The sequence below is a fragment of the Kribbella pratensis genome (genome assembly GCF_004365355.1).
Classification (GTDB): domain Bacteria; phylum Actinomycetota; class Actinomycetes; order Propionibacteriales; family Kribbellaceae; genus Kribbella.
Genome location: NZ_SODP01000001.1, coordinates 1,002,511 through 1,015,157 on the forward strand (window position 1 = coordinate 1,002,511; position 12,647 = coordinate 1,015,157).

Genomic DNA, 12,647 nt, shown 5'->3' on the forward strand with positions numbered 1-12,647 from the left:
CGGGAGGGAACTAAGGTCAGCCAGGTGAGTGACCTTCCTGTTCTGGATGCTGAGGACCAGCGGGTGCTGGGGAGCTTGCTGGAGAAGCAGGCGACCGTGCCGGCGTCGTACCCGCTCACCGCTAACGCGCTGCGGACGGCGTGCAATCAGACCAGCAATCGGGATCCGGTCGTCGATTACGACCAAGCGACCGTGGAGCGGGTCGCGCGGTCGCTGCGGGATCGCGAGCTGCTGCGGATCGTTTGGGTCGACACCGGTCGGCGGACGTTGAAGTACCACCAGACCCTCGACGAGAGGCTCGGACTCGAGCCGGACGAGCGCGCGCTGATCACCGTGTTGCTGCTGCGTGGTGCACAGGCGCCGGGTGAGCTGCGGACGCGGACCGAGCGGCTGCACAAGTTCGACGACCGCACCGATGTCGAGGCGTGTCTGCGGCGGATGGCCGCACGCCCCCAGCCACTGGTGCGTGAGCTCGAGCGCCGCGCCGGTCAGCACGACCGCCGGTGGATTCACCTCCTCGGTCCGGTGCCCGAAGAGGAGGCAGTCGCCGCCGTCGAGTCCGTTGACCGCGACACGGTCCTCGCCGATGGCACCGAAGCGCGCGACGCCCGCGTGCGTTCGTCGTACGACGCGGTGGCGGCGGCGTACGCGGATCAGCTGCTCGACGAGCTCGACGGGTTGCCGTTCGAGCGGTGGCTGCTCGACCGGGTCGTTGCCCAGGCCAACGGTCTCCCGGTGGTCGAGGTCGGCTCTGGTCCCGGGCACATCACGGCGTACCTGGCCGAGTACGGCGTGGACGCCGTCGGTGTCGACATCTCGCCGGAGATGGTCGCCGAGGCACGCCGGCGCTTCCCGGATCGCACGTTCGAGGTCGGCGATCTCCGCCGACTCGGTCGTCCACCGACCAGCTCCGGTTGGGCCGCGGTCCTCGCGTGGTACTCGCTCATCCACCTCGCCGCCTCAGAGCTCCCCGACGCGATCGCTGCACTCACTCGTCCACTCGACCCAGGCGGTTGGCTGGTGCTCGCCCTCCACGCCGGCGCAGAGGTCCGCCACGTCGAGGAGTTCCTAGGCCACGAGGTCGACCTCGACTACGTACTCCACGACCCAACCCAGATCGTGAACATCCTCGAGTCCGCAGGCCTCGTCAACATCGAGTGGTACCTACGCGGCCCCCTCCCCACCCGCTCCGAAACCACCCGCCGCCTATACGTAATCGCCCACACCCCCTCCTGACAAGCTCACGCCGGATCCACCCGGCCAGCCGTCGTGGGGCGGCGGCCAGCGCATCGTCCAGTCCGCCACCTGCCGCCTGCTACTCGTACGTCATCGCCGTAGGCCGTCCTGACACGTCGCTCCCGTGCCCGGCTCCACTCCGTCGGCGTCGTGCGGGTGATGGGCAGCGCATCGTTCAGCCCGCCACCTGCCACCTGCCACCCGCCGCTTGTACGTCATCGCGGTACGCCGTCCTCACACGACGCCCCGTGCCCGGCTCCACTCGTCGGCCGTCGTAGGGGCGGTGGGCAGCGCATTGTGCGGCCTGCCGCTCGCACGTCATCGCCGTACGCCGTCCTGACAAGCCCCTGCCCCGGATTCACTCCGCCGGGCCGTGGTGAGGGCGGTAGCCATCGCATCGTTCCGTCCGCCGCCCGGCGCCCATCGCGCGTACGTCATCGCGGTACGACGTCCTGACACGACGCCCCCGTCCCCGGCTCCACTCCGCGGCCCGCCGTCCTCCGCCTGTGTCTCATCGCCCGTACGCCGTCCTGACAGCCCCGCCCCGGACCCACTCTGCCGACCGTGGTGAGGGCGGTGGCCAGCGCATCGTTCAGCCCGCCGCCCGCCGCCGTCCCGCGGCTGCTTGCAGTCCGTCGCCTGTTGCCTGCTGACCTCCGGCCGCGGCCTGCCGCCCTGCGCCCGAGACCTGAGGCCTGAGATCCTGCGCCTCCCGCCTGCCGCTCGTACGTCTTCGCCGTACGCCGTCCCGACACGACGCTCCCGTGCGCGGCTCCGCTCCGTCGGCCGTCGTGCGGGGGGCACCGCATCGTTCACCCCGCCGCCCGCCGCCCGCCGCCCGCCGCCCGCCGCCCGCCGCCCGCCGCCCGCCGCCCGCAGCCCGCAGCCCCCTGCCACGGCCGGCGGCTGCCCGCCGGCCTCCGCCTGTTGCCTGCCGCCCTCCGGCCGCGGCCTGCGGCTTGCCGACCGCCGCCCCTGCCTCGGCCCTGCGCCTGCGCCTGCGGTCCTGCGCCTGCGGCCTATCGCGCTCCGGCGGTCGCCTCAGCTGGTTTCAGCCGCGGAGCGGCGGGTGGTCACGTCAGGCCTTGGCGTACGTCTCGGCTGCGAGTGACTCGAACTCCAGGCTGACGACTGGATCGTTGCCGACGACCCAGGCGTCGTGTCCTGGTTCGATGACGTAGGCGACGCCTGGCAGGAGTTGGGCTTTGGTGCCGTCGTTGTGGACGATCTCCATTTCGCCGGAGAGCAGCGTCCCCACGTGGCGGACCTGGCAGGACTCGCCGCCGATGACGGGCTGGATGCACTCGGACCAGCGCCAGCCCGGTTGGAAGGTGAGCCGGGCGACGCTGGCGCCCGGCAGCTTGACGACGTCGACTCTCGTCTTGTCCGGTGAACGTTGTTCGTCCGGCTCGTCGAACGACTTGCTGAAGATGGCCATGATCCCTCCCTGGTGATCGGCTCTCCCCTTCCGTTCACCATTGCTCCGCTGCCTGGCGGGCGATAGGTGTCAGGACTTATGGACTGCTTACGACGGGCGGCACAGGAGCACGCATGGGATCCGTCTGCCGGACCGGGGGTGAGGTGGAAGTAGGGTGTGGCGCGGCGGTGCTGATGGGGGACTGGCTGGAGGGTTGATGGTGGATCGGCGACGGCGGAGCGTGCGTACGGCGTTGGTGGGCGAGGCGTTGCGCGTTGCGTTGGCAGGCCGGAGCCGGACCGATCCCGACGGCGGGCTGGACATCGTCGACCTCGGCGGCGGCACCGGCGGGTTCGCGGTTCCGTTGGCGGTCGAAGGACATCGCGTGACGGTTGTCGATCCGAGCCCGGACGCGCTGGCCTCGCTGGAGCGACGCGCCAGCGACGAAGGCGTGAGCAAGCTGGTTCGTGGCGTCCAGGGCGACGCGGCCGAGCTCCCCGGATTGGCGGGGGAGTCGAGCGCGGACGCCGTACTGTGCCATGGCGTCCTCGAGGTCGTCGACGACCCGGTGCAGGCGCTGCAGGCGATGGCGTCGGTTCTGCGGGAGGGCGGCGTACTGAGTCTGCTTGTTGCCCAGCGCAACGCCGTCGTACTGGCGCGAGCGCTGGCCGGTCATCTGGCCGAGGCGCGGATCGCGCTACAGGACCCGGACGGGCGCTGGGGTGCGACCGATCCGATGCCGCGGCGGTTCGACGAGGCCGGGATCATCGCGCAGCTGGCCGATGCCGGATTCATGGTGCACACGGTGCACGGGGTACGGACGTTCGCCGACCTGGTGCCGGCCGCGTTCGTCGACTCCGAGCCCGGCGCCGCGGACTCGCTGGCCGAGCTCGAACGCGCCGCCAGCCAGCACCCGGCGTTCCGCGCGCTGGCCACTCAGCTGCACATTCTCGCGACGCGCTGAGCCGTACGCCGGATGTCCGGCGGGCGCGCCGGTCGCGACAGAGGGTGACGAGCGGGCTACCTGAGGCACGGTTACGGCGTCATCGCTGTGAACCGGCTGTGAGCGACACGCCGGAATACATGGGTTTGGGACCTGTTCTGCGGGGCAGTTGCCGGACCGTGACGCGCTGGACAGCCGGTCAGGGTTTCGTGTCAGCCACCTGCGGCCTAGACTGAAGGCGGCCTATCGAGATCGCGCTCATCATGGAGGGATCGACGGTGCCCCTCTCGGAAGAAGAGCAGCGCCAGTTCGAGCAGCTCGAACGCGCCCTCGCTGCGGAAGACCCGAAGTTCGTTTCCGCCATGCGGGGAACCAATGTGCGCTTGTACTACAAGCGGCGGGCAGTGCTTGCCGGCGTTGGATTTGTGCTGGGCATCGTGGTGCTGATGACCGGTGCGATCATCCCCAACACCATCATCGGCGTCATCGGCTTCGTGATGATGGTCGCGTGCCTGTACATCGCGGCGCTGAGCATGAAGCGGATCAGCAACGCGGGGGACTCCGACGACATCCCACCGCCGCCGACCAAACGCCACCGGACCAAGCACGACTCCTCCGGCACCTTCATGGAACGCATGGAAGACCGCTGGCGCCGCCGCCGCGACGAAGACCTCTAGCCCCACAACCTTCCCACCACACCCGTGCCCCCGCGGCACGGGTGTGGTGGTTTCTCTACCCGATGCCGAGCCGAGCCCACGCAGGCGAGCTGACGTCGCCACCCGCTCTATTCACCGTGAGCTCAAAGCCAAGCGCCGTTCCGACCGCCAGGCTGCGGTCTCGTGCACGGTGCATGGGGCGCGGAACCCAGGGGAGGATGCCGACGCTTGCGTCGGGTTGTAGGTAAGCGAGCGTGCTCGGCGTGGCTTGAGTGCAGTGGGCCGCGTAGGCGTGCGTTGCGAGGGCTTCAGGCGGGATGCCGCGGCTGTGCGTCGGGTGACGCGCGGGGGCGCTTGGCGTGGCTTGAGCGCGATGGGCGCGGTGCATACGGCTTGGTTTAAGCCGCAAGCAGGCTGAGTGCCCAGCCTGCCGTCACCCACGCGGAGCCTCAGCTGCACCTCCTCGCCCTGGACCTGCGCCGAGCGCGCTCAGCGGCACCTACTGCTGCGAACCTGCGCCGGGCAGGCTCAGCTGCACCTCCTGCCCCGAACCCGCGGAGGGCACGCTCGGGCGACCAGTCGCCGTCAACCCGCGCCGAGCAGGCTGAGCTGCACCTCCCGCCGTGCACCGGCGCGGGGCCAGGTCAGCCGCGCCTCCTGCCCTGGACTGCGCCTCTTGCTCTGGAGCCACGGAGGAGCAGGCTCGGGCGACCAGTCGCCGTCAACCCGCGCCGGGCAGGCTCAGCTGCACGTCCTGCATTGGACCTGCGCCGAGCGCGCTTAGCCGCACCTCCTGCCCTGAACCGATGCCGAGCACGCTCAGCTGCACGTCCCGCACTGGAGCTGCGCCGAGCGCTTAGCCGCACGTCCTGCCCTGAACCCATGCCGAGCACGCTCAGCCGTACGCCCTGCCGGGACCGCGCAGGGCGACCGTGGTCGCGGTGGGGTTAGTTGGTGTGGGGGCGGCGGTTGGGGAAGAGCAGAGAGCGTAGGCGGGCTAGGAGGAGGTCGAACTCGTCTAGGAGGTCGGAGGCTTCTGTGCTGCCTCGGCTTAGGTACCAGCGCCAAGATGGTGGGAGGAAGCGTGCGCGCCAGCGGCGGCGGCGTGGAGCCCGGGCCCAGAGCGCCTTGCGGATGGCGGATGCCTCCGGGCGGAGATCCAGCTCGGGGTCCGCGTCACCGGCGTAGCGGAGTGCTTCGATCCCGCGGGCCAGCTTGCGGGCCGCTGGATGGGTTTCGTCGGGGAGTTTGGTGAGGAGCCACTGGCCGGTCTGGCGTGGCGTGGAGATCTCGGACCAGTCCAGCCCCAGATCTCGGGCCGTGTCGCGGATCTCCGCCCACAGCCCCTCGGCTCCTTCCCGGCCCGGCGGTCGCAGGAAGCGGCGTCGTCGGGTCGCCGCGCGGATCATCCACGGGATGCACAGCAGCAGACCGACCCCGAGGACGCCGGCGATGATCTGTCCGCCGCCGTTGGTAAACCAGTTGCCGGAGTCAACGATCGGGATGCCGCTCTGGTCCGGCAGGTTCGGGTCGTGCCGCGGCTTGTCGATGCCCAGGGTCTCGCCGGCGCCGGGAGTGCTCGGCACGGTGGTCGGCGCGGTCGTCGGGCTGGTCGAGTCACCGGTCGCGGGGACGGTCCAGTTCGGCGTGGCCGAGACGCGGGCCGACGGTGTCGGCTCGAACCGGACCCAGCCGATGCCCTGGAAGAACAGCTCCGGCCAGGCGTGCATGTCGTGCATCCGGACGGTGAACTCGCCGTCCTTGCCGGCCTGCCCGGGCAGGAAGCCGATCCCGACCCGGGACGGGATCCCGATGATCCGCGCCATCAGCGCCATCCCGGTCGCGAACTGCTCGCAGTACCCGGTCTTGTTCTTCAGCAGGAAGTCCTCGAGCGCCGACATCCCGCTGCCCTTGGCGTTCGCGGTGCTGTAGGTGAAGTCGCCGCTGCGGAACCAGTTCTGGATCAGCACCGCGGCCTCGAACTTGTTGTCCCCGGCCGCAGCGGTGACCTCGAGCGTCTTCTGCTTGATGTCGTTCGGCGTTCGCTGCGGCACGTTCGACGTGTACTGGTCCGGGGCGCTCGTCGTGATCGAGTCGTGCAGCTCCTGCGGCGTCGGCTGCAGGTCGTACGACGTCAGCTTGTACTTCTTGCCCGCGACGATCGACCCGTCCGACGAGACCACGTCGAGCGCTTCCGCGTCGTACTGCCAGTCGCGCTTCAGCGAGATCGAGTGCAACGGGTAGGGGACCGGCGCGAACTGCGAGCGGAACGTCCGGGTGACGTCGATCTCCATGCTGGTCTGCGGGACCTTCGACAGGTCACCGCTGTATCCGGACGGGGCGGTCAGGTCACCGGTGATCTTGTGTGGCGAGTCGCGCTGCGAGATCCGCCAGGTGTTGCCGTCGAAGAGGTCCAGCGCCGTCAGCCGCAGGTACGTGCCGCCGGGCGAGCCGCCCTTGTAGGTGAGGGCGACGACGTTGTCGCCACGCTTCAGGTTCTTGCCCATGTCGAGCATCGGGTCGGTCGACGAGATCGACGCCCCGAGCCCGTTGCCGGTGCCGCCACCGGCCAGACCGTTGCCGATGACACCTTCCGGCAGGGCGGGCAGCAAGGCCGGCAGCAGCGCTGCGATCGCGACGACGGAAAGCCCGATCCGACGACCAGCCTGGCCGAGCGCCGACGCCTCGACCGGCTCGGCTGCGTCGAGGTGCGAGACTCCCGAGATCCGGCGGCCCCAGCGGCTGAGCCGACTGCGACCCTCCGCGGACAGCAGGAGGATGTAGCCGATCGCCGGCGGGATGAACAGCAATGCAGGCAGCCCGCCGTGCACCGTCGCGGCCGGCACCGTGTACATGATCAGCAGCAGCAAGCCTGACCACGCCGCCTGCCGCAGCTGTACGGCGATGATGTGGATGAGGAGCCCGGTCGCCGTGATCACGGAGACCGCGAACAGGGTCAGATGCGAGTCCTGCGGCAGCGGTGCGCTGAATCGGTTGATCGAGTCCATCGCGTCGACCATCTGCGAGTTGAACTCGAGCGCGGTCGCCTTCCACGGGATCAGCCCGAACTTCATCGTCCCGTGCAGGAAGAACAGCGACAGCAGCTCCACCAGCACGAACAGCTGGACGATCGGTACGACGATCCGCGGCGTCCGCAGGTTCTGCAGCAGGACCCCGATCCCCGTCACCAATGCGCACAGGAACGCGCTGATGAACAGGAACGGCCCGGAGAACACCGGAGTCAGGACGAGCGAACCGAGAACGGTCGCTCCCCAAGCAGCGATAGAGATCCTTGCGTGACCGGTCATGCGATACGTCCGCTCCGTAGTCCTAGGCCGGACCACACGGTGGGGAGGTGGTCGCCGCGGCGGACCCTGGCTACTCGCCAGCCGTTGCGGCGTAGTTCGTTCTCAGTAGCGTCGGTGGCGGCCGTGAGCCGGGCCGCCTTCTCGGTCGCCTCGGCGCCGACCGCCCAGCTCGCGGCGTCGAGCAGCAGCGCGACCCCGGTGGCTTGGCTGGTCCGCCAGCGGTTCAGCGCGATGACGTCGTCGGTGCTGCAGGCGCCGACGATCGCGATCACCAGGCTCGGCTCCTGCGCGTGCCGGTCGACAGTCAGCAGCGGTGCGAGCTCGGCGTACTTGTGCTCTTCGACGGTCGCGCACTCGGTCAGCAACTCCTGCTGGTTGAGCGGCTGGTGCACCGAAGCGGACGTCCGGTGGCTGATGGCGGACAGCGTGGTCGGCCCGCCGAGCATCGTGGTCACGTACCCGCGCCTGATCCGGTCGATCCCGGCCGATGCGGCCGCGCTGACGGCCCACTCCAGGCTGGACGACGGCCCGTGCCCGTGGTGCGAGATCGTCCGCGCGTCCAGGAACAGCGCGCACCGGCTCTGCCAGGGCTGCTCCTCGCGGCGGACCATCAGCTCACCGCGGCGAGCCGTGGACCGCCAGTGCACCCGGCGCAGGTCGTCACCGTCGCGGTACTCGCGAACCGTCGCGTCCTCTTCACCGGCAGAGGCGATCGCCCGCGGCCGGTTCTCGCCCGAGCCGGCCCGGTCCGCACCCAGCCGGATCTCAGGCAGCCGGTAGACCCGCGGAGTCACCAGCAGGTGCTGGCTGCGCGTGAACGTCCGGCTGGTCTCCACCAGCCCGAACGGGTCGGCCACCGTCAGCATCAGCGGCCCGACCTGGAACAGTCCACGGACGTCGGACTTGACCGGGTAGGTGACCGTGCGACGCCAGTTCGGGCTGACGCGGTCGACGACGAATCGCGGCCGGTGACCCAGTACATAAGGAATGCGGTCCTCGAGCAGCAGCAGGCCCGCGGGCATCCGGCCCTGGTTGCTCAGGGTCAGCTCCACGGTGGCCTGAGTCCCGACCGGAACCTGGTCGGGCGCGAGGCTCCGCCGTACCTGCAGCCGCAGCCGCGTCCGGCCGACGACGAGCGCCGCGACGACCGGCAACGCCGCCAGCAGGATGCCGACGCGCAGCAGGTCCTTCTGGCCGAGAAGTAGCGCGCACAGCGATGCGGTGAGACCGGCCGCGACGAACGCCCGCCCCCTGGTGGTCAGTCCGCGCAGTGCCTGCCGCATGTCTCAGTCCCGGCGGGTGCGGGGGAGGGCCACGCTGGACACCAACCCGGAGATGATGTCGGCTGCACCGCGCCCACCGAGATGCGCCTCAGCCGCTGGGAGCACCCGGTGCGCGAGGACCGGCACCGCGAGCTCCTGGATGTCGTCCGGCAGCACGAACTCGCGTGCGTCGAGCGCGGCCGCCGCACGCGCCGCCCGGATCAGGTGCAGCGTCGACCGCGGGCTGGCGCCGAGCCGGAGCTCCTGCGACCGCCGGGTCGCCCCGACCAGGGCGACGGCGTACTCCTTCACCGACTCGGACACGTGCACGGACTGCACCGTCTTCACCAGCCGCAGGATCTGCTGGCCGTCGGTGACCGGCTGCAGACTCAGCAGTGGGTCGTCGGCGGCGTGCCCGTCGAGCATCCGCAGCTCGGCGGCCGGCTCCGGATAGCCCATCGAGACGCGGGCCATGAACCGGTCCCGCTGCGCCTCGGGCAGCGGGTAGGTGCCTTCCATCTCGATCGGGTTCTGCGTCGCGATGACCATGAACGGAGAGTCCAGGTGGTACGTCGTGGTGTCGACGGTGACCTGGCGCTCCTCCATCGACTCCAGCAACGCGGCCTGGGTCTTCGGCGAGGCACGGTTGATCTCGTCGCCCACCACGATGTTCGCGAACACCGCGCCGGGCTTGAACTCGAAGTCGCGGATCTCCTGGTTGAAGACGGAGACGCCGGTGATGTCCGACGGCAGCAGGTCCGGCGTGAACTGGATCCGGCGCACGGTGCAGTCGATCGACTTCGCCAGCGCCTTCGCCAGCATCGTCTTGCCGACGCCCGGCACGTCCTCGATCAGCAGATGTCCCTCGGCCAGCAGCACGGTGATGGCGACCTCGACAACGTCGGGTTTGCCCTCGATCACCTGCTCCATGGCCCGGCGGACGCGGCCCGCCACCTCGGACAGCTCGTCGAAGTCCCCGGCTCCTGCCAGCGGCGAGCTGGTCGCGGTGGTGCTGCTCACTCTGTGTCCTCCCCATTCGTTGACTGCCGACACATTCTCACCCGCTGTAGGGGTCGGGCCTAGAGCGGCGGGGGTTTCGTTACCTGGTGTTTCGGAGTTCATCGGCGCACGCCCTCACGGGGTCGGAGTCGTCCCTCCAAGCGTACGGGCGGGAAAAGCCTGCGTGCGCCGTACGACGTTGCTGGCCCGCAGAAGGTTCACGACCAACTGCGCCGAATGGTTCATCAGTTCCCCGGCGGAGCGGAGTGGAGGAAAGGGAGTGGAGCGGAGTGGAGGAAAGGGAGTGGAGCGGAGTGGAGGAAAGGGAGTGGAGCGAAGTGGAGGAAGGGCGTGGGGCGATGTGGAGGACTCGACGGCTGAGCCGGCAGCGACACGCGGGAAAGCAGGCGCGGATTCAGGCGGCGCGGGGGCGGAATGGGGCGGAAGTTGGTTGACGGTGGTGGAAAGTGGAGTAAGGTGGAGCGCAGTGGAACTGAAGTGGTGGAAACACTCGCCTGAGTCGGAGAGTCCGCAACGGGGAGGTGGAGCGTGTTCCTCGGAACTCACTTCCCCAAGCTCGACGACAAGGGCCGGCTGTTCCTGCCGGCGAAGTTCCGCGACGAGCTGGCCGACGGTCTGGTGATCACGCGTGGGCAGGAGCGATCGCTGTCCGTGTGGCCGGAGCGTGAGTTCGTCCAGCTGACCGAGCAGTTGAAGCAGGCTCCGATCACCAACAAGGGTGCGCGGGACTACCTACGGATGTTGTTCGCCGGCGCCTCCAACGAGATGCCGGACAAGCAGGGCCGGGTCACCATCCCACCGATGTTGCGTGATTACGCGTCACTGGATCGCGACTGCGTCGTCATCGGGGCGATGAACCGGGTGGAGATCTGGAACACGGAGAACTGGAACCGGTACTCCGCGGAGCAGGAGCAGGCGTTCGCCGACCTCTCCGAGGAAGTGCTGCCAGGCATCTTCTAGCTGCACAGATGAACAGCTGAACAGAGTGCGAGGACACACCGACCGTCCGGTGAGATCACGGGTCCGACTTCCGACCTGCCGTGTTGGCGCCACTTCCCCGGCGCCAAGACCATCAGGTACTTCCCCGGGAGGCGTACCCGCGATCTGACCGGACGGTGCTGTCTACGTACCACAAGACCTGCGGGGGCAGGGGTCGCTCCCGCGGCGACGGGAAGGGTCGAGATGAACGCTGCGGAGCGGCATGTGCCGGTGATGCTGGAGCGCGTGGTCGCGCTGCTGGCGCCGGCACTCGCGCATCCCGGCGCTGTCGTCGTCGACGCGACCCTCGGCCTCGGCGGTCATTCCGAGGCGTTCCTGCGGGAGTTCCCCGACGTACGGCTGATCGGCTTCGACCGGGACCCGGCCGCGCTGCGGCTGGCCGGCGAGCGACTGGCGCCGTACGAGGACCGGATCACGCTCGTGCACGCCGTGTACGACGAGCTTCCGCGCGCACTGGCGGATCTCGGGGTGCCGGCGATCGACGGGATCCTGTTCGATCTCGGCGTCTCGTCGATGCAGCTGGACGAGGCCGACCGCGGGTTCGCGTACGCACAGGACGCGCCGCTGGACATGCGGATGGACCCGACCGGCCCGACCACGGCGGCCGACATCGTCAACACCTACAGCGCGGCCGACCTGGCCCGGATCCTGTTCCAGTACGGCGAGGAGAAGTTCGCCCGCCGGATCGCGGACCGGATCGTGCGCGAGCGAGAGACCGAGCCGTTCACCAACAGCGCGCGGCTGTCCGAGCTGGTGCGCAACGCGATCCCGCAGGCGGCCCGGCGTACCGGGGGACACCCCGCGAAGCGGACGTTCCAGGCGCTGCGGATCGAGGTGAACGGCGAGCTCGACGTACTGCGTCGTGCCCTGCCCGCGGCACTGCAGGGGCTGGCGTTGCACGGGCGGATCGTGGTGATGAGCTACCACTCGCTCGAGGACCGGATCACCAAGCAGGCGTTCGCGGCCGCCACGAAGTCCGACGTACCGGACGACCTGCCGGTGATCCCGGCCGGACATGAGCCCTATCTGAAACTGCTGACCCGCGGCGCCGAGCGCCCGACCGAGGAAGAGGTCGCGGCGAACCCGCGCGCCGCGTCCGCTCGGGTCCGGGCGGCGACACGAATCCGGGAGAAGGGACTGGTGGCTTGATGAGTACTGTCTTCAGTCCGCAGAAGGCGCGGGTGACGCCGGTCGCCAGTGGCACAGCAAAGAAGCGTTCCGAGCCGCGGCTGCGAGTTGTGTACGGCGCGCCCTTCCGGCCGCCGCGGATGCCGTTCGTCATCTTCGTCGTCTCGCTGCTGGCCGCCGGGCTGGTCGGTCTGTTGCTGCTGAACACGCAGCTGCAGAGCGGGACGTTCCAGGTGACCAAGCTGAGCAGCCAGGCGGATCAGCTCCGCGACCAGCAGGAGCAACTGGAGAAGCAGGTCCGCACGCTGGAGTCGCCGCAGAACCTGTCCGACCGGGCGCTGCGGATGGGCATGGTGCCGAACCCGAACCCGGTGTTCCTGCGGCTGTCCGACGGGCGGGTGCTCGGTGTGCCGGCCGAGGGCAAGGCCGGGACCGGAACGGCGATGTTCGGCCCGGGTACTCCGACCGGCACCACCACTACCAAGCCGACCACAACAACACCGGTGAAGCCGACGACGAAGCCGACCACCACGACACCGGTGAAGCCGCCGGCCGGCACCACCAAGCCGCCCGCGAACACCACCAAGCCTCCGACGGGTACGACGAAGCCGCCGACCGGGACGACGAAGCCGCCGGTCACGACGAAGAAGCCTGCTACGACCACACGGGGATGATCGG

The 12,647-nt window shown here is 69.6% G+C and carries 10 protein-coding genes; 6 read left to right on the top strand and 4 right to left on the bottom strand.

Annotated features, from left to right (window positions below; genetic code table 11):
• Positions 1-24 precede the first annotated feature (24 nt).
• A complete protein-coding gene (locus EV653_RS04680; RefSeq protein ID WP_202871480.1) occupies positions 25-1,236 on the top strand; it encodes a DUF480 domain-containing protein in 1,212 nt (403 codons plus the stop codon).
• A gap of 1,078 nt (positions 1,237-2,314) precedes the next feature.
• Here the strand turns inward: EV653_RS04680 and EV653_RS04685 are convergent.
• Positions 2,315-2,674, bottom strand: coding sequence for a cupin domain-containing protein (locus tag EV653_RS04685; RefSeq protein WP_134098270.1), 360 nt, complete (start codon positions 2,672-2,674; stop codon positions 2,315-2,317).
• 196 nt (positions 2,675-2,870) lie between these two features.
• Here EV653_RS04685 and EV653_RS04690 point away from each other — a divergent pair, with 196 nt between their 5' ends.
• Positions 2,871-3,617: a methyltransferase domain-containing protein gene (locus EV653_RS04690; RefSeq protein WP_134098272.1), complete on the top strand. Its 747-nt coding sequence runs from the start codon at positions 2,871-2,873 to the stop codon at positions 3,615-3,617.
• A 257-nt stretch (positions 3,618-3,874) separates the two neighbouring features.
• The gene (locus EV653_RS04695; RefSeq protein WP_238159568.1) at positions 3,875-4,273 is read left to right on the top strand and encodes a DUF3040 domain-containing protein; all 399 of its coding nucleotides are present in this window, start codon (positions 3,875-3,877) and stop codon (positions 4,271-4,273) included.
• A gap of 926 nt (positions 4,274-5,199) precedes the next feature.
• Here EV653_RS04695 and EV653_RS04700 read toward each other — a convergent pair.
• Genes EV653_RS04700 through EV653_RS04710 form a run of 3 tightly spaced genes read right to left on the bottom strand, consistent with a single transcriptional unit; the run spans position 5,200 to position 9,752 of the window.
• Positions 5,200-7,560 (bottom strand): transglutaminase family protein, encoded by a 2,361-nt coding sequence (locus EV653_RS04700; RefSeq protein WP_134098274.1) that lies wholly within the window; start codon positions 7,558-7,560, stop codon positions 5,200-5,202.
• Complete coding sequence (locus tag EV653_RS04705; protein WP_134098276.1) at positions 7,557-8,843, bottom strand: DUF58 domain-containing protein; 1,287 nt, start codon at positions 8,841-8,843, stop codon at positions 7,557-7,559. The genes EV653_RS04700 and EV653_RS04705 overlap by 4 nt, the downstream gene beginning before the upstream one ends.
• Before the next feature lie 3 nt (positions 8,844-8,846).
• The gene (locus tag EV653_RS04710) at positions 8,847-9,752 is read right to left on the bottom strand and encodes an AAA family ATPase (RefSeq protein ID WP_238159790.1); all 906 of its coding nucleotides are present in this window, start codon (positions 9,750-9,752) and stop codon (positions 8,847-8,849) included.
• 618 nt (positions 9,753-10,370) lie between these two features.
• Here EV653_RS04710 and mraZ point away from each other — a divergent pair.
• The 3 genes from mraZ (at position 10,371) to EV653_RS04725 (ending at position 12,643) form a co-directional block, all read left to right on the top strand.
• Positions 10,371-10,802, top strand: a complete 432-nt coding sequence (gene mraZ / locus EV653_RS04715) for a division/cell wall cluster transcriptional repressor MraZ (protein ID WP_130446673.1) — start codon at positions 10,371-10,373, stop codon at positions 10,800-10,802.
• A gap of 222 nt (positions 10,803-11,024) precedes the next feature.
• Complete coding sequence (gene rsmH, locus EV653_RS04720) at positions 11,025-11,990, top strand: 16S rRNA (cytosine(1402)-N(4))-methyltransferase RsmH (protein ID WP_134098278.1); 966 nt, start codon at positions 11,025-11,027, stop codon at positions 11,988-11,990.
• Positions 11,990-12,643, top strand: a complete 654-nt coding sequence (locus EV653_RS04725) for a hypothetical protein (RefSeq protein ID WP_238159569.1) — start codon at positions 11,990-11,992, stop codon at positions 12,641-12,643. Before rsmH ends, EV653_RS04725 begins: the two co-directional genes overlap by 1 nt.
• The last annotated feature ends 4 nt before the right edge of the window (positions 12,644-12,647 follow it).